The 17,052-nt window shown below is 62.0% G+C and carries 19 protein-coding genes; 14 read left to right on the top strand and 5 right to left on the bottom strand.

What is annotated here, in order from left to right:
* Window positions 1–29 precede the first annotated feature (29 nt).
* The 3 genes from AC1RR7_RS03695 to AC1RR7_RS03705 form a co-directional block, all read right to left on the bottom strand.
* Window positions 30–371, bottom strand: coding sequence for a type II toxin-antitoxin system RelE/ParE family toxin (locus AC1RR7_RS03695; protein WP_096820007.1), 342 nt, complete (start codon window positions 369–371; stop codon window positions 30–32).
* A complete protein-coding gene (gene relB / locus AC1RR7_RS03700; protein ID WP_096820227.1) occupies window positions 304–498 on the bottom strand; it encodes a type II toxin-antitoxin system RelB family antitoxin in 195 nt (64 codons plus the stop codon). Before relB ends, AC1RR7_RS03695 begins: the two co-directional genes overlap by 68 nt.
* Before the next feature lie 255 nt (window positions 499–753).
* Window positions 754–1,701 carry a SphA family protein gene (locus AC1RR7_RS03705; RefSeq protein ID WP_493156169.1) on the bottom strand — a complete coding sequence of 316 codons (948 nt, stop codon included), beginning with the start codon at window positions 1,699–1,701 and terminating at the stop codon, window positions 754–756.
* A gap of 211 nt (window positions 1,702–1,912) precedes the next feature.
* On the opposite strand from AC1RR7_RS03705, the gene AC1RR7_RS03710 reads away from it, so the two are divergent.
* The 11 genes from AC1RR7_RS03710 (at window position 1,913) to AC1RR7_RS03760 (ending at window position 12,140) form a co-directional block, all read left to right on the top strand.
* Window positions 1,913–2,947 (top strand): AraC family transcriptional regulator, encoded by a 1,035-nt coding sequence (locus AC1RR7_RS03710; protein ID WP_192558185.1) that lies wholly within the window; start codon window positions 1,913–1,915, stop codon window positions 2,945–2,947.
* Window positions 2,948–3,004: 57 nt separating this feature from the next.
* Window positions 3,005–3,892, top strand: coding sequence for a Dyp-type peroxidase (locus AC1RR7_RS03715; RefSeq protein ID WP_192558184.1), 888 nt, complete (start codon window positions 3,005–3,007; stop codon window positions 3,890–3,892).
* A gap of 16 nt (window positions 3,893–3,908) precedes the next feature.
* On the top strand, window positions 3,909–4,877 hold the full coding sequence (locus AC1RR7_RS03720; RefSeq protein WP_493156172.1) for a Gfo/Idh/MocA family protein: 969 nt from the start codon (window positions 3,909–3,911) through the stop codon (window positions 4,875–4,877).
* Between the two features lie 95 nt (window positions 4,878–4,972).
* Window positions 4,973–5,719, top strand: coding sequence for a GntR family transcriptional regulator (locus AC1RR7_RS03725; RefSeq protein WP_085603142.1), 747 nt, complete (start codon window positions 4,973–4,975; stop codon window positions 5,717–5,719).
* Between the two features lies 1 nt (window position 5,720).
* Entirely contained in the window at window positions 5,721–7,451 is a 1,731-nt protein-coding gene (locus tag AC1RR7_RS03730; RefSeq protein WP_493156174.1) for a fumarate reductase/succinate dehydrogenase flavoprotein subunit, read from the top strand.
* A 25-nt stretch (window positions 7,452–7,476) separates the two neighbouring features.
* A complete protein-coding gene (locus tag AC1RR7_RS03735; RefSeq protein ID WP_007959413.1) occupies window positions 7,477–7,722 on the top strand; it encodes a 4Fe-4S dicluster domain-containing protein in 246 nt (81 codons plus the stop codon).
* 110 nt (window positions 7,723–7,832) lie between these two features.
* Window positions 7,833–9,236 carry an ABC transporter substrate-binding protein gene (locus tag AC1RR7_RS03740; protein WP_493156176.1) on the top strand — a complete coding sequence of 468 codons (1,404 nt, stop codon included), beginning with the start codon at window positions 7,833–7,835 and terminating at the stop codon, window positions 9,234–9,236.
* A gap of 48 nt (window positions 9,237–9,284) precedes the next feature.
* Window positions 9,285–10,058 carry an ABC transporter permease gene (locus tag AC1RR7_RS03745; protein ID WP_273539264.1) on the top strand — a complete coding sequence of 258 codons (774 nt, stop codon included), beginning with the start codon at window positions 9,285–9,287 and terminating at the stop codon, window positions 10,056–10,058.
* Entirely contained in the window at window positions 10,058–10,906 is an 849-nt protein-coding gene (locus tag AC1RR7_RS03750) for an ABC transporter ATP-binding protein (RefSeq protein ID WP_493156178.1), read from the top strand. Before AC1RR7_RS03745 ends, AC1RR7_RS03750 begins: the two co-directional genes overlap by 1 nt.
* Window positions 10,903–11,865 carry a HEAT repeat domain-containing protein gene (locus tag AC1RR7_RS03755; RefSeq protein WP_493156180.1) on the top strand — a complete coding sequence of 321 codons (963 nt, stop codon included), beginning with the start codon at window positions 10,903–10,905 and terminating at the stop codon, window positions 11,863–11,865. Before AC1RR7_RS03750 ends, AC1RR7_RS03755 begins: the two co-directional genes overlap by 4 nt.
* Complete coding sequence (locus AC1RR7_RS03760) at window positions 11,862–12,140, top strand: DUF971 domain-containing protein (protein WP_273539267.1); 279 nt, start codon at window positions 11,862–11,864, stop codon at window positions 12,138–12,140. The genes AC1RR7_RS03755 and AC1RR7_RS03760 overlap by 4 nt, the downstream gene beginning before the upstream one ends.
* 22 nt (window positions 12,141–12,162) lie before the next feature.
* Here AC1RR7_RS03760 and AC1RR7_RS03765 read toward each other — a convergent pair whose 3' ends face one another.
* Together AC1RR7_RS03765 and AC1RR7_RS03770 are read right to left on the bottom strand one after the other, a co-directional pair.
* On the bottom strand, window positions 12,163–12,900 hold the full coding sequence (locus AC1RR7_RS03765) for a TorF family putative porin (RefSeq protein WP_493156182.1): 738 nt from the start codon (window positions 12,898–12,900) through the stop codon (window positions 12,163–12,165).
* 102 nt (window positions 12,901–13,002) lie between these two features.
* Window positions 13,003–14,757, bottom strand: a complete 1,755-nt coding sequence (locus AC1RR7_RS03770) for an amidohydrolase (protein ID WP_493156184.1) — start codon at window positions 14,755–14,757, stop codon at window positions 13,003–13,005.
* A gap of 103 nt (window positions 14,758–14,860) precedes the next feature.
* Here AC1RR7_RS03770 and AC1RR7_RS03775 point away from each other — a divergent pair, with 103 nt between their 5' ends.
* From AC1RR7_RS03775 to imuA, 3 genes are read left to right on the top strand one after another with little or no spacing between them, the layout of a single operon-like run.
* A complete protein-coding gene (locus tag AC1RR7_RS03775) occupies window positions 14,861–15,778 on the top strand; it encodes a LysR family transcriptional regulator (RefSeq protein ID WP_493156186.1) in 918 nt (305 codons plus the stop codon).
* 38 nt (window positions 15,779–15,816) lie between these two features.
* A complete protein-coding gene (gene lexA / locus AC1RR7_RS03780) occupies window positions 15,817–16,434 on the top strand; it encodes a transcriptional repressor LexA (protein WP_096819992.1) in 618 nt (205 codons plus the stop codon).
* On the top strand, window positions 16,434–17,051 hold the full coding sequence (gene imuA, locus AC1RR7_RS03785; RefSeq protein ID WP_007959433.1) for a translesion DNA synthesis-associated protein ImuA: 618 nt from the start codon (window positions 16,434–16,436) through the stop codon (window positions 17,049–17,051). The genes lexA and imuA overlap by 1 nt, the downstream gene beginning before the upstream one ends.
* The last annotated feature ends 1 nt before the right edge of the window (window position 17,052 follow it).

Consider the following 17,052-nt stretch of genomic DNA (forward strand, 5'->3'; position numbering starts at 1 on the left):
CTTCGGGCGGCCATTTGGCCGCCCTTTTTTTATGTTGCTGAAGTTGAAGGGTATTTTTGTCGGGCGTGAAGCACCCTCAGTATTTTGATGTGGCCATTCACTCGATAGACCAGCAGATAGTTCGGATGAATCACCATTTCGCGAGTGCCAGGTACTCGGCCAGGTCGGTAGCCATAAGGTATTGATGAAAGTCGCTGTGCTGCTGCACCCACCTTGTGTCTTAGCGAAATTGAAGCATTGGTATTGTGTTGCTCGATGTATTTGAAGATGTCAGCCAGTTGACGCGAGGACTTGCTGCTCCATTCAAGCTGCAGCGCGGCGCTTCCTGCGTATCTCTTCCAGCATCTGGTCGAGCATTGCCATAACTTCATCATGAGGAATACCAGGACTAGGATCATCCAGTGCATCCTGTACCTCTGCACGAAACCAGCGATCGTAGCTCTCTGCCTCTTCTTCGGATTCGAAGTCAGAGTAAAACGGGGAATGCAATATGCTCATAGTGATCTCCGTGATCAATTTCAGCAGTCTAAGGGGGGATTGGCCCATTGTCGTCACTGGCAGACGATGCACTCCATGAGCCCTTGAAGAACCATGAAGCTGCGGGATCCAGTATCTGCAAACACCCCCTTTGAAATCTGCCGGACGTTTCTCTCCGTTGTCCGGCAATCTCGACCGCCGCTGTAGGCCTATTCCTCCTCTTTGTTTTTCAGGTTTCCAGCCTACAAATCTGCGCGCGCCTTCCTACAAATGCACTCAGAACGCATACGGAATACTCACTTTCGCCCACAACATTTCCCCCTCCGGCCGGTTCTCCACGTCGAATTCCTTGGCCCAGCGAATCTCCGCGCTGGCGTACTTGAGGAAGGTGAAGTGCAGCGCCGGGCCGATGGCGAAGACTTGGCCGCGTACGCCGTCATCAACGTCCTGACCGGCGAACTGCACGGTGTGGCCGAACTGTTTGTCGTCGGTGGTCTGCTTGAGGTAGTAGCCGTTGACGCCGAGCATCAGGTCGTCGGTGATCTTGTAGCTGGCCGAGTAATCGAAATGGAAGATCTGCCCGGACTTGTAGTCGGTGTCCTTGTTCTTCTCGTTGAAGCTGTAGGTGGTCTTCATCGAGACTTCGGTCTTGTCCGTCGGCAGCCAGGTGAAGGAGAACAGCGGTTTGTAGGTGTAGAAATTGTTGCTGGTGTTAGCCAGGCGATCGACGCTGTATTCGCCGGTGGGCACGGTGATTTCCAGAGCGGCGCCGAGGGTCAGGTTCTTGCCCATGTCCCACAGGATGATCGGCGCGATGGTGGTATCGCCCATGCCTTCGCGGGTGTCGCTCAGGCCGAACACCGAGACTTCCTGCTTCAGCCACGGCTGGGCGATGTAACCGGCGAGGCGTCCGCCGAACACCCGTACCGGGCTCAGGTAGTCGATACGCGGGATGACGGCGGTGGATTCGATTTCGACATTCGGCACTTTGCCGCCGAACGAGCTGATGTTGAGCTTGGTCGCCTTGTAGTGGTTGTAGTAGAGGTTGAAGGCAACCATGTTCTCGGGAAGGCTGTCGACTTCCAGCGGCAGCATGAAGAAGCCGTCGGTGCCGGTACCGATGTTGTCGACACCGGCTTCGGTGGCCAGCGCCGGCAGGGTCACGGCGCAGCCGAGCAGGCTCAGCGCCAGTCGCACAGGGAATGTCGCGCGGTTCGGGGTCATGTCCGTCCTCATTATTATTGTGTTTGGGCGCACCGCCGGCGCGCAGGACGCCCGGCCACTATAGAAATAAGCCCTTGGCGCACAGCGGGGCAGGGTATTGGCGGACACGGAAGGGGACTTCTGCGGACAGTCCGCCAACCCTGTGCTAACTTCCTTCGACATAACCGGTTACAAAAATAACAATTCAGCGTGATCCGGAATGTCAGCCCCCATGAATGTAAAAGTCCAAGACCCCACCTTCGAACTGGCGCTGGTGTCGCCGTTTCTGCTGCAGACCCTGGCCGAAGTCGCTGCCAACAAGGGTATTGAGGCCGAAAGCCTGTGCCGTGGCCTCGGTTTCACTTTCGAAGACCTGCAGGATCCTTCGCAGCGGATCTCCTACCGCCAGGCCGTGGCCATGATTCAGCGGGCGCTGAAGGCTTTGCCCAATCAGGGGCTCGGCTTGTGGGTTGGTGCGCAGAACGTGCTCGGCACCCTTGGTCTGCTCGGGCATGTGCTGTCGCTGTGCAAGAACCTGCGCGATGCGTTCGAACTGGGAATTCGTCATCAGCACACGTCTGGCGGGATTGTCGTTTCCAGTGTCGATGTCGTGGGCGAGCAGGTGTACCTGGACGTGGAATGCCGCTTGCCGTTCGCCGAGGTGCAGGTGTTTGCGGTCGAAGAGTTTTTCGCCAGCCTCTTGGTCTACGGCCGGGCGCTGGTGGGCGAGACGTTCAAGCCGATTGCCGTGGAGTTCATGCACGCGGCGCCGGATTACGTTGATGAATACCGGCGGCTTTTGGGGCCGGACGTACGCTTCGGTTGTCTGCACAATCGCATGCTGATCGATGTGCAGTGGCTGGATGTGAACCTGCCCAATCATCATTCGCTGGCGCTGCGTCAGGCGGTCACACTGCTGGAGCTGGAAGCGGCGCAAGTCCACCAGAAACTTGATCTGATCCAGGCCGTGGAGCGCGCCATTGCCCGGGACCTGAGTCGGGGCAGCCACATCGAAAAGATCGCTGGCGACCTGAACATGAGCAGCCGCACCTTGCGTCGGCGGCTGACCGAGCACTCGCTGACCTTCGAAGCGCTGCTGGAGCAAGTGCGCCAGGCGCGCACCATGAGTCTGCTGGCCAATCCCGACATGCCCATCGAACGCATCACCGAAGAAGTCGGCTACAGCGACGTGCGCAGTTTTCGCCGGGCATTCAAGCGCTGGACGGGGAAGAGCCCGAGTGCGTGGCGCAACGAGTGCGTCATCTGATCCCACACAAACCCTCCGGCTACAGTTAAACTCCGCGCTCTTTCCCAAGGAGTTCACATGAGTTACTACCAGCCGGGCATCCTCGCCACCCCTGTTCCGCCGCAAGCACGTCACCTGTTTTTCGCCCTCGAATCGGTGGAAGCACTGCCGCAGGCGATCGACAACCTGCTGAACCTGGTGGACAGCAAGTCGGCGGTGGTCGGTTTCGGTGAATCCCTGGCCAAGGCCCTGAATGTGAACATCGACGGCCTGCGCAGCTTCCCGGCGCTGACCGGTGTCGGCGTGGAAAACCCGTCGACCCAGCACGCCCTGTGGGTCTGGCTGCACGGCGTCGACCGTGGCGAGCTGCTCAACCGCAGCACCGCACTTGAGGCCGCACTGGCCCCGGCGCTGCGTCTGGTTCAGATGCAGGAAGCCTTCCGTCACAAGGACGGTCATGACCTCACCGGTTATGAAGACGGCACCGAAAACCCTCACGACGAAGCCGCCATCGCCGCCGCACTGCAAAGTGAAGGCGCCGAAGGTCTGGTGGGTGGCAGCTTTGCCGCGATCCAGCAATGGCAGCACGACCTCAAGGGTTTCCATGCACTGTCCGCCGAAGACAAAGACAACATCATGGGCCGTCGCCTGAGCGACAACGAAGAGCTCGACGACGCCCCGGTGTCCGCCCACGTCAAGCGCACCGCCCAGGAAAGCTTCGCTCCGGAAGCCTTCGTTGTGCGCCGTTCGATGCCGTGGATCGAAGGCGACCGCGCCGGCCTGATGTTCCTGGCGTTCGGTTTCTCCCTCGATGCGTTCGAAGCGCAACTGCGCCGCATGAGCGGTCTGGAAGACGGCATCACCGACGGTCTGTACCGCATCAGCCGGCCGATCACCGGCGGTTACTACTGGTGCCCGCCGCTCAAGGACGGCCACCTCGACCTGCGCGCCTTGCGCATCGGCTAAGACACAAGGAAGAGCAATGAACGTGGTGCGCTGGGGCATGATCGGTTGCGGCAGTGTCGCTGAACGCAAGAGCGGGCCGGCCTTCTACAAGGCCCCCGGTTCGGCGTTGGTGGCGGTGATGGGGCGACGCCTCGAAGCCGTGGCCGATTACGCCACGCGCCACGGCATCGCCCGGACTTACACCGATGTCGATGCTCTGATCAACGACCCCGAAGTGGACGCGGTGTACATCGCCACGCCACCCGACAGTCACCACGCCTACAGCCTGAAAGTCGCCGCCGCCGGCAAGCATTGCTGCGTGGAAAAACCCATGGCACTCAACGCCGGGCAAAGCCGCGAAATGCGGCAGGTGTTTGCCGATGCCGGTCTGCACCTGTTCGTCTCCTATTACCGCCGTTCGTTGCCGCGTTTCCAGCAGGTTCGGCAGTGGTTGGAGCAGGGCCGCATTGGCGAAGTGCGGCACTTGAGCTGGACGCTGACCAAGGCGCCATCACCGAAGGATCTGGACGGCAGCACCAACTGGCGCACCGATCCGGCGGTGGCGGGGGGCGGGTACTTCGCGGATCTGGCCAGCCATGGTTTTGACCTGTTCCAGTACCTGCTCGGCGATATCGTTGAAGTCGCCGGATTCACGGCGCGTCAGGCCGGGTTGTACGCGGCGGAGGATGCGGTCAGCGCCAGTTGGCGATTCGCCTCGGGCGCGTTAGGCATGGGGTGCTGGAGCTTTGTTGCAGATCGCCGTGAGGATCGGGTCGAGATCATCGGCAGCCAAGGGCGAATCGGTTTTTCGGTGTTCGATGAGCATCCGGTCGAGTTGCATGCCGATGAGTCGCTCAGCCTCATCATCGACCATCACGAACACATCCAGTGGCATCACGTACTCGGCATGAACGCGCAGATTCGCGGTGAGTCCCGGCACCCGGCAGTCGCCGCCGAAGCACTGAAGACCGATTGGGTCATGGACCAGATCCTCAAGCGCCACTGAAGGCGCATCTAAGGTTATACCCAAACAATATTTCTCAAGCTTGTCATAACGTCTCTAAGATCACGTCATAACTCGTTATGACAAGTGATCCCGTGATGACCGATAACGTTCTCTCCCTGGGCAGCGTCCCGCTGCACACCCAACTGCGCGACGTGCTGCGCGCCCGGATTCTCGACGGCGAATACCCGCAAGACAGCCAGATGCCGTCCGAAAGCGAGCTCGGCACGCTGTTCAAGGTCAGCCGCATCACCGTGCGCCAGGCCCTGGGCGATCTGCAGAAAGAAGGGCTGATCTTCAAGATCCACGGCAAAGGCACCTTCGTCGCCAAACCCAAGACCTTTCAAAACGTCAGCACCCTGCAAGGCCTCGCCGAGTCCATGACCGGCCGTGGCTACGAGGTGATCAACCGCCTGCGCAGCTTCAAATTCATCGCCGCCGACAAACTGGTGGCCGAGCGTTTGCAGGTCGCCGAAGGCGAAATCGTCGCGCAGATCAAACGCGTACGGCTGATCAACCGCGAGCCGATTTCGCTGGAAATTACCTACCTGCCCAAAGCCGTCGGCGAACGGCTGGAGAAGGCCGATCTGGTCACCCGCGACATCTTCCTGATCCTCGAAAACGACTGCGGCATCGCCCTCGGCCACGCGGATCTGGCCATCGACGCGGTGCTGGCCGACAGCGACCTGACCCAGGCGCTGAACGTCGAGGCCGGCTCGCCGATCATGCGCATCGAGCGTCTGACTCACGACGCCAACGGCCAGCCGCTGGACTTCGAACACCTTTACTACCGTGGCGATGCGTTCCAGTACCGCCTGCGGATCGACCGGCAAAAAGGGGCGTGACATGACCCGCAATACCTTAGAGCAGGAATACGACATCGTTGTGATCGGCGGTGGCACCGCTGGCCCGATGGCGGCGATCAAGGCCAAGGAAAAAAACAAGGAGCTGCGCGTGTTGCTGGTCGACAAGGCCAACGTCAAGCGCAGCGGCGCGATCAGCATGGGCATGGACGGCCTGAACAACGCGATCATCCCCGGCCACTCGACGCCGGAGCAGTACACCAAGGAAATCACCATCGCCAACGACGGCATCGTTAATCAGGCAGCGGTGTACGCCTACGCGACCCACAGCTTTGAAACCATCGAGCAGCTCGACCGCTGGGGCGTGAAGTTCGAGAAGGACGAAACCGGCGATTACGCGGTGAAAAAAGTCCACCACATGGGCGCCTACGTGCTGCCGATGCCGGAAGGGCACGACATCAAGAAAGTCCTGTATCGCCAGTTGAAACGCGCACGGGTGAGCATTACCAATCGTCTCGTCTGCACCCGTTTGCTGACCGACGAGGAGGGCGCCGTCAACGGTGTGATGGGGTTCGACTGCCGCACCGCCGACTTCCATGTGATCAAAGCCAAGGCAGTGATCCTCGCCTGCGGCGCCGCCGGGAGACTTGGTTTGCCGTCCTCGGGTTACCTGATGGGCACCTATGAAAACCCGACCAATGCTGGCGACGGCTATGCGATGGCGTATCACGCCGGGGCGGAACTGGCGAACCTCGAGTGCTTCCAGATCAACCCGTTGATCAAGGATTACAACGGCCCGGCCTGCGCTTACGTCACCGGCCCGCTCGGTGGTTACACCGCCAACAACAAGGGCGAACGCTTCATCGAGTGCGATTACTGGAGCGGGCAGATGATGTGGGAGTTCCACCAGGAACTGGAAAGCGGCAACGGCCCTGTATTCCTCAAACTCGATCACCTGGCCGAGGAAACCATCCAGAACATCGAGGAAATCCTGCACAGCAACGAACGCCCTAGCCGTGGCCAGTTTCACGCCAATCGCGGCACCGACTACCGCACGCAGATGGTCGAGATGCACATCTCGGAAATCGGTTTTTGCAGTGGCCACTCGGCGTCCGGCGTGTGGGTCAACGAGCGCGCCGAGACCTCGGTGAAAGGTTTGTATTCGGCGGGTGACATGGCCGCCGTGCCGCACAACTACATGCTCGGCGCGTTCACCTATGGCTGGTTCGCGGGTAGCAACGCGGCGGAGTTTGTTGCCGGGCGTGAGTTTTCCGAACTGGATGCCGAGCAGATCGAGAAGGAAAAGGCCCGGGTCTACGCACCGCTGGATCGCGAGCACGGTCTGCCGCCGGCTCAGGTCGAGTACAAGCTGCGGCGCTTCGTCAACGACTACCTGCAACCGCCGAAAGTGACCAAGAAAATGGAAATCGGCCTGCAGCGTTTCAGTGACATCGAACGCGATCTCAACGAGATGAAGGCCAACAACGCCCACGAACTGATGCGCGCCATGGAAACCAGCGTGATTCGCGACTGCGCCGAAATGGCTGCCCGCGCCTCGCTGTTCCGCGCTGAAAGCCGCTGGGGCCTGTACCACTACCGGGTCGATCACCCGCAACGGGACGACCGCGAATGGTTCTGCCATTGCCACCTGAAGAAGGGCGAAGACGGGCGCATGACCAGTTTCAAGAAAGCCGTCGAGCCTTACATCATCCCGCTCGATGCCGAGGAAATGCAGGCCTACGACCGTTTGCGGGTTGGCGCTTTCGCCGCTTGAGGCATCACTAGAGAGAGTCCGAACCATGGCCTACCAAGCCCAGGAAATCTTCTTCCGCTCCAACGCCCCCGTCACCGTGGACGAGGATAAATGCATCGCCGAAAAGGGCTGCACCGTGTGCGTCGACGTCTGCCCGATGGACCTGCTGGCGATCAACCCGGCCACGCAAAAGGCCTATATGGCTTTCGACGAATGCTGGTACTGCATGCCGTGCGAAAAGGACTGCCCGACCGGTGCGGTGAAAGTCGAAATCCCGTACCTGCTCCGCTAAAACGCTATCCGGCAACACCGGACGCCTGATTCAAGACACCCCTCGTTTCCCACCGCGCCCTGATCGCGGCGGAGACGAACATCCTATAAATGATTCGAGGGGATTCAACCATGTTGCGTGCAGCAATCGCCGGTCTGGTACTGGCTTCGTTCACCTTGTCGGCCTCGGCCGAAACCATCCGCATTGCCATCGGCACTCAGGACACCACCATCAACTGCGCCGCCGGCGGCCTGTTGATTCGCGAGTTGGGCCTGCTCGACAAATACCTGCCTCACGACGGCGCCTACAAGGACGCCAAATACGACGTGCAGTGGAAGAATTTCACCAGCGGCGCGCCACTGACCAACGAGATGGTCGCCGGCAAACTCGACTTTGGCGCCATGGCCGATTTCCCGGGTGCGTTCAATGGTGTGGCGTTCGAAACCGCTGGCAAACACAGCCTGTTCATCAGCGTGTTGTCGGGCAGCATCAAGGGCAGCGGCAACGGCATCGTGGTGCCGAGCGCGTCCGGCGTGCAGTCGTTGAGCGAACTCAAGGGCAAGACCATTTCCGTACCGTTCGCCTCCACAGCTCATGGCATGTTATTGCGCGCCGTGGCGGAACAGGGCTGGGATCCGCTGAAGGATGTGAACATCATCGCCCAGCCGCCAGAGGTCGCAGGCTCGGCGTTGCAGGCCGGCAAGATCGACGCCCACGCTGATTTTGTACCGTTCGCCGAACTGTTTCCGAGTCGTGGTTTCGCCCGCAAGATCTACGACGGCGCCCAGGCCAATGCGCCGACCTTCCACGGTGCGCTGGTCGATCAGGCCTATGCCAAGAAGTACCCGGAAATCGTCGTCGCCTACCTGCGCGCAAGCATCGAAGCCAATCAGTTGCTGGCCGCCGAACCCGAGAAATACAGCGAGTTGATCGCCAAAGTCACCGGCGTCGATGCCGAGGTCAATTACCTGTTCCACGGCCCGCTCGGCGTGCAGACCCGCGACCTGAGCTGGAAACCGGAATATCGCCAGGCCGTGGGCACGGCCATCGACACGCTGAAGCTGCTGAAGAAGGCGGATCGCGGGCTCGACCTGAACACCTTTATCGATGACCAGTACATCCGCGCGGCGTTCAAGGCCTCGAATCTGGATTACACGGCGCAACTGGCCAACTACGCGCAGACGTCGTTGAAGTCTGTCGATGCGGTGACTGGGAAAGCTATTTCTGATTTCAGCCATGTTGCGGAAATCTGGGTGCGCGGTGAGGACAAGGTCCGGCGTTATGCCTCGGCTGAAGAGGCGTTTACCGCACTGGCCGGTCTGAAATCGGAAGGCAAGAACATCCGCGCGGTGTATGCGCAGGCGAGTGACAGCGGGATCAAGTTGCTGGCGGAGCAGGCGTGGTTTGCCAGTGATGGGAAGGGGCGGTTGAGTGCGTTTTTGCTCAAAGGGCAGGCGCAGCAATACGCGTCGGCGCAGGGCGGAAAAGTCCTCGACTTCACCGACGCCACCGCGCAGGCCGTTGCCACCCGCTGATTTACAGATCGTTCCCACGCAGAGCGTGGGAACGATCAGAGGTGATATATGTTTTCACGCTGGATCCCCCGAGCCGCCTCACTGCTGCTCTGCCTGCTCTTCTGGCAACTAGCCGCGAGCCACCACTGGAACCTCGGCCTCGTCACCTTCGCCAACGTCCCAACCCCGTTGGCTGTCATCGAAGCCGCCCTCGGCCTGGGCGACTCCGGCAAGCTCATCCAGCACCTGAGCGCCAGCCTCGGCCGAGTCTTCGCCGGCTACCTCGCCGCACTGGTGATCGGCATCGCCCTGGGCCTGGCCATCGGCCGCTCGAAATGGGCCGAAGACCTGCTGCTGCCTCCACTGGAAGTGCTGCGCCCAATCCCCGCCGTCGCATGGATTCCGCTGGCCATCCTGATGTTCCCGTCGTCGGAGCTGTCGATGGTGTTCATCACCTTCACCGGCGCGCTGTTCCCGATCCTGCTCAACACCGTGCACGGCGTCGAAGGTGTCGACCCGCGCCTGATCGCCTCGGCCAGAAGCCTCGGGGCCGGGCGTCGGGCGATCCTGCTGGAAGTGATCCTGCCGGGCGCCGCGCCGAGCATCATCACCGGGTTGGCGATCGGCATGGGCACCTCATGGTTCTGTCTGGTGACCGCCGAAATGATCTCCGGCCAGTTCGGCATCGGTTACTACACCTGGGAGTCCTACACCATTCAGAACTATGCGGACATCGTGGTCGGCATGTTGCTGATCGGCGTGTTGGGCATGGGCAGCAGCCTGCTGATCAAACGCCTGGGCGGGCTGTTCACGCCCTGGCACCGACCGCGAGGAAAAGCCTGATGAGCGTGATGCAAACCCCGGAAGGGCGGATCGACATCCGCCAGTTATCCATCGTCCTCGGCGAGGGCCGGCAAGCGTTTGAAGCGGTGCAGGGGCTGGATTGCCAGATCGACCCCGGCCAGTTCGTGTGCATTCTTGGCCCGTCCGGTTGCGGCAAATCGACCTTGCTCGGCGCGCTGGCCGGGCATCTGCAACCCCATGGCGGGCAGTTGAAAGTCGATGGTGCCGAGGTGTCTGGCCCGTCACCGCAGCGCGGCATGGTGTTCCAGCATCACACGTTGTTCCCGTGGCGCACGGTGCGCGACAACGTTGCGTTCGGCCTGAAGATGCGTGGCATCGGTAAAACCGAGCGCCATCGCGCCGCCGATGAAATCCTCAAACTGGTCGGCCTCGAAGGCTTCGCCGAACGCTGGCCGGATCAACTCTCCGGCGGCATGCAGCAACGGGTGGAAATCGCCCGGGTGCTGGTCAACCGGCCACGGCTGTTGCTGATGGATGAACCCTTTGGCGCGCTGGATGCGCTGACCCGACTGAGCATGCAGGAACTGCTGCTGGACATCTGGACGCGGATTCGCACCACGGTGGTGTTCGTCACCCATGACATCGACGAAGCGCTGTTCCTCGCCGACCGTTTGCTGGTGATGAGCGCACGGCCGGGGCGGATCATCGAAGACCTGCGCCTGGATTTCCCACGGCCACGCACCACCGAACTGGTCACCAGCAGCGAGTTCTCGCGCCTCAAGCGCCACTGCCTCGACCTGCTGCGCCACGACAACGACCGACCGCTGCCGCGCCTCAATCCGCTCGGTTTGCCTCCTGAAAACGCCTTGCCGAGATTTGCCCTGTGACCTCATTTTTTGCTGTGACCGATAACGACGACATTCTTGCCCTGCAACCGCGCCTGACTGCTGATGACGCCGGAGTGCGCCGGATTGCCCTGATCGACCTGGCCGACCTCGAAGAGCCGGACGGTCTGCTCTGGTTGGTCGAGCGTCTGGCCGAAGACCCGGCCGAAGAAGTGCGTGCCGAAGCGGCACGTCTATTGGAAGCCTGGGAAGACGAACCGGTGGTAGAAGCGCTGTGCCAGGCGCTGACGGATCCGTCGCCAGCGGTGCAAGCCGCTGCGGCGCAGAGCCTGAGCCTGCTCAAAACCGAAGCGGCGGGCAGGGTGATTCTGCCGTGGACCGCCCATGCCGAAACCGGCGTGCGGATTGCCGCGTTCCGGGCGTTGCGCGAGTTGCGCTTCCCCGGCGCCGCACCCGCCGCGATTCAAGCGTTGAGCGATGCCGACGCCAGTGTCCGTCGCGAAGCCGTCGGCGTGCTCGGTTGGCTCAAACAGCTGGATGCCTTGCCGGCGCTGGCACGTTTGGCCAGCAATGATCCGGACACCGAAGTACGTCGCGCCGCCACCGGCGCCCTGGGCTTGGCAAGTGACGCGGAGGTGCTGCCCGCATTGCGTCAGGCCCTGCTGGATCAGGCCTGGCAAGTACGCGAAGAAGCCGCGACCACCCTCGGCAAGGTCGGCCACACCGACGCAGGCCCGGCGCTGATCGAAGCCTTGGCCGACGATTACTGGCAGGTTCGCCTGCGCGCGACCCGCAGCCTCGGCCGTTTGCGCTACGTGCCGGCCCTCGACGCCCTGATCGACACCCTCGGTCATCGCATCAGCAACCTGCGCAAGGAAGCCGCGCTGGCCCTCGGCGAACTGAATGATCGCGGGGCCGTGGCCGCGTTGCAGGCCGCGCAGGACGATGGCGACCCGGAAGTGCGCAAGGCCGTGCGGATTGCCTTGAGTCAGCTGCAATGAATCCGCTGGCGATCGGCAATTCCCAAAGTGAACACCGGTTGCGGCTGAGCTGGCCGGATGGCCGCGAGCAGTTGCTCGACCATGCCGAACTGCGCCGCCAGTGCCCGTGTTCGCAGTGCCGGGCGTTTCGCCTGCGAGGTTCGATTCCGCTGGTGGATGATCGAGTGCGTGTGATCGAACTCAACCCCCAGGGTTACGGCCTGCAACTGGTATTCAGCGATGGTCATCAGCGCGGGATCTACCCGTGGCAATACCTGGCGCAGCTCAAACCCTAGGCTCACCGCAGTCAACCGGGGCTCAGAAGGATTTGCTGACGCTGGCCACCACCGTCGCCGTGCACACATCTTTGAAGCCCCAGTTGCTCAGGCACTGGTTCTGCGACAGGTCAGTGTCGATGTAACTCAGGCCCAGCACCACGCCGGCCAGGTTGTGGGTCAGTTTGACTTCCCACTCCCGGTAGGACTCTTCGCCATGACCGGACGCCGAATACAGGTGCGGGTCCTTGAAGTCCATGTTGCCGTAGCGCAGCTTCAGCCCGGAGTCGAACGGCAATTCGGTTTCATAGCCGATGTAGCTGTAGAGCGAACTCTGTTTGCTGTCGATGCCTGGCGCATCACTGGAGTAGTACGCCGCCAGCTTCACGCCGTAGACGCCGAAAATCCCGTAGACCTCGGTCTGATTGAACTGGCTTTCCCTGGGGTAGGCGTAGCGAATGGTGCCGAGGTCCAGGCTCACCTGCTCGGTGGCCTGCCACAGCCAGCCGGCGTAGTAATCGACCTCCTGACGGGTTTTCAGGCCGCCGCCGAAATCGACGTTCGAACTCCACGCGCCGAGGTACAGGCCGCTGCTGTGGGCCAGGGTCAGACCGGCCTGCACGGCCGGGTCGTTCTGGGTCTGGGAGATGCCGCGAGTGCGGTAGTCGCTGGCCAGGTTCAGGTCGACCAGCACCGCGAAATCATCGTTCAAGGGGATCGCGTGGCTGCTCAAGGGCAGCAGGCTCAAGGAAGTGAGGGCGAGCAGGGGCATGGCTTTCATGTGAAGTCCCGATGTTGTGATTGTTATGGGCAGGAAGCAGGCAAGGCTGCGCCGGACCCCGGCGGTTGGCGCGGGGTCGGGCAGGGGGTACGGCGATTGTTATTAGAGGGTCGGTGCGTAGACCTGGCGGCCGGCGAACCAGGTTTGCAGAACCCGGGTGTCATGCAGGGCCTTGTCGTCGACGCTGAACACGTCGCGATCGAGCACGATGAAATCGGCCTGTTTGCCGGGGCTCAGGGAACCGATCTGTTGCTCCAGGCCGATGGTCCGCGCGGCGTTGACGGTGTAGGCGTAGAACATGGTTTCGCGGTCCAGGCGTTCGTCGGCGTTGAGCACGCCCAGCGGCCCGGTGCGGGTGATGGCCTGGGCCATGGCGTTCCACGGGTTCGGTGAGGACACCGGCCAGTCGCTGGCGCCGGCAATCGTCGCGCCTTGCTTGAGCAGCGAGTGCGCCGGGTATTGATAGCGGAAGGCGAGGGCGCTGACGTAAGGCTTGATCATGTCGGTGGTGTAGTCGTCGGCGCTGGCCCAGAGCAATTGCATCGAGGCAATCACGTTCAATGGCTTGAAGCGCGCAAACTCTTTCGGATTGACCATTTGCAGGTGGGTGATCGAGTGCGTCACGCCGCTTTGTCGATCCTTGCGCGCCTGGGCGATACCGTTGAGGGATTCGCGTACCGCGCGGTCACCGATGGCGTGGATGTGCACCAGCCAGCCGCGCTGGTCGATGGCGCTGACCAGTTCGCCGAAGTGCTGCGGGTCGATCAGCAACTCACCCTGTTTGTGCGAGTTGCTGTAGGGATCGATCATCGCCGCGCTCTGGGCCGGGTATTCGATCACGCCGTCAGCGAAGATCTTGATCCCCGGCAGCGTCAGGTTGGGGATGCCCTGAAATTGCTGGCGTACTTTGTCTAGAGTGTCGAGATCGGCCGGGACGCTTTTCGGGTTGGCCACCAGCAGCGCGGCGACGTGGGCGGTCATGCCACCGCTTTCCGACAGGGCCTTGTAGGCCGGCAGCACGCCAACGGTTTTCTCGGTGGGTTTGAGGGCGAACACCGGCTCGCCCGGCGCGGCGTTGGCGGCGGGGTCCATCCACGCGGTGATGCCGAGGCTGTTGTTGAAGCGCACCGCCGATTGCGCGGCCTTGAGCATATCGGCAGGGCTCGGCACCGGCATTTTCGAGGCGACGCGATCCCAACCGGCGTCGACCACAAAGCCGTTCGGCTCACCGCTGGCCAGTTTGCCAATGGTGTCTTTTTCCGCGTCCGGCAAGTTTTTCAGCAGTGCGGCGTCGATGCCCGCGCGCTTGAGCATGACGTTGTTGGCCCACGCCGTGTGGTGATCGCTGCCGGTGAACACCACGGGTACTTCAGCCCATTCGCCGTGGTTGAAGATTTTGCCCAGGGCCTCAGCTTTGGCCCAGTACGCCGAACTCATGCCGGCCACGCTCAACACATCGCCATGCCGGGCCTTGCCGTCATCGCGCCAGCCGCGCAGGCGTTTTTCCAGTTCATCAAGACCGACCACGTCGTCTTCCATGTTCGCTGAGACCATTTCCAGCCCGCCGAAAATCGCGTGGGAATGGCTGTCGATCAGGCCGGGCATCAGCGTCTGGCCTTTGAGGTCGATCACTTGGGTGCCGGGCTCGATCAAGGCTTTGATCTGCGCATCGGTGCCGACTTTAAGCACCTTGCCGTTCTCCACGGCCAGTGCTTGAACCTGCGGTTGAGCGCGGTCGGCGGTGAAAATCTTGCCATTGAGCAGCACCAGATCGGTGGCGGCCATGGCTTCCATCGAGGCAAAACTCATAGCGGCGATCAAGACATTTTTGGTGAAACGCGGGATGAATCTTTTCATTGAACATTTCCTTGTTATTGCGTCTGATGGCCAGATTAGTGGCTGCCAACGCCCGACAGAACGCCTCCCTCACGAAAAACGTTTTTGCCTGAATGGAAAAAGCATGGACAAGCTGGGTGCACTGAAAATGTTCGTGGTCACCGCGCAGCTCGGCAGTTTCAGCCGCGCTGCCGAGCAACTGGGCAAAACCCCGTCGGCCCTGACCAAAGCGGTCAATCATCTGGAGTCCGAACTTGGTGCGCGGCTCTTCGAGCGCAGCACGCGTCGGATTCTGCTGACCGAAATCGGCCGGCTCTATCTGGAAACCGCACGACAGGTGTTGCAGCGCCTCGATGAGGCCAGCGAGGAAATCGAGCAGTTGCAGCACGGCCTGCGCGGCAGCCTGAAAATCACCGCGCCGCTGGCTTACGGGCGGGCGTTTCTCGATCAGGTGTGTGACGGCTTTTTGCAGCAATACCCGCAGATCAGCCTGCAGGTGGACTTGTGCGACGAATTCGTCAATCTGCTGGAAAGCGGCTATGACCTGGCGCTGCGCGAAGGTCATGACGATTTGCCGGGGCTGATTGCGCGGGTGGTCGGCAGCAATCGTCTGGCGCTGTGCGGCAGCCCCGAATACCTGACGCGCAAGGGCTTGCCGGTGACGCCGCAAACTCTTGATCAACATGAATGGCTGTTGTACCGGCATCCGTTGCTCAGCCGCGAATTCTGGTGGGCCGAACGCGACGGCCAGCGCCTGAGTCTGGCGCAACCGGCGGCGCCGCTGTTGCGCAGCGACAATTACGACCTGCTGCTGGCCAGCGCTTTGGCTGGGCGCGGTTTGCTGCACACACCGCTGTGGAGCGCCGCGCCGTACATCGCTGACGGGCGACTGGTGCGGGTCATGGCTGATTACGAGATCGACCCGGACAGTTTTGGCCCGCACATTCTGGCGGTGTACCCGAGTCATCGGCGGGCGACGGCCAAGGTTGTGGCGTTTATCGATTACATCGCAGAGTTTCTGGCGGAGCGCGGTTTGAGCTGACTGGCGGTGCTTGTCAGGAAATTCCCACAGGAGTACAAATGTACTCCATGACGACTCTGACTCCCCGCCGTACCGCCATCCTGACCTTTATCCGCGAACGCATCGCCGAACACGGTCAGCCCCCAAGCCTCGCTGAAATCAGCGAGGCTTTTGGTTTTGCCTCCCGCAGCGTGGCGCGCAAGCATGTGCTGGCGCTGACCGAGGCCGGGTTTATCGAGGTCAATCCGCATCAGGCCCGGGGCATTCGCTTGCTCGGGCAACCGGCGCGACCGGAGCTGCTCGAAGTCCCGGTACTCGGCCGGGTGGCCGCCGGTGCGCCCATCGGCGCCGATGCCGACATCCACAATCGGTTGATGCTCGATCCCGCGCTGTTCTCCCGCACGCCCGACTACATGCTGCGGGTGCAGGGCGATTCGATGATCGAGGACGGGATTCTCGACGGCGATCTGGTCGGCGTACGCCGCAACCCCGAGGCGCTCAACGGCCAGATCGTGGTGGCGCGGCTCGATGGCGAGGTCACCATCAAACGTTTCGAGCGGGTCGGCGATGAGGTTCGCCTGTTGCCGCGCAACCCGGCGTACCAGCCGATTGTCGTGCGGGCCGATCAGGACCTGGCCATCGAAGGGGTGTTCTGCGGTCTGGTGAGGCAAGGCTGATGGGTGCCGTCGTCGCGCTGGATACACTGTTCAATGGCGGCCAGGTCTGGAAGGGCCGGCCTGCGCCACCGGCCGCCAGCCCGCAACCCACCGGGCACGCGGCGCTGGATGCCGCCTTGCCCAGTGGCGGCTGGCCGGAAGCGGCGCTGAGCGAAATCCTTCTGGCCGGGCCCGGTGTCGGCGAACTGCAACTGGTGTGGCCGACTCTGGCGCGGCTGTCGGCAGCGGGCGAGCGCATCGTGCTGGTGGCGCCGCCGTTCGTGCCGTATCCGCAGGCCTGGGCCAATGCCGGGGTCGATCTGCGGCAGTTGTCGGTGATCCAGGCCAGCGAGCGCGATGCGTTGTGGGCGGCGGAACAATGCCTGCGTTCGGGCAGTTGCGGTGCAGTGCTGTGCTGGCCGCACAAGGCTGATGACCGCGCCTTGCGCCGTTTGCAGGTGGCGGCGGAAACCGGCCAGACCCTGGCGTTCGCGTGGCGGCCATTGAGCGAAGCGGTCAATCCGTCGCCGGCCGCATTGCGCATTGCCATCGATGCCCGCCCGGCGCAATTGCGCGTACTCAAATGCCGGGGCGGACTGGCGCGCAGCGCACCGATTGCCTTTGCCGTGGGGCATTGAG

It is taken from the genome of Pseudomonas sp. GW821-FHT11G12 (assembly GCF_058808055.1).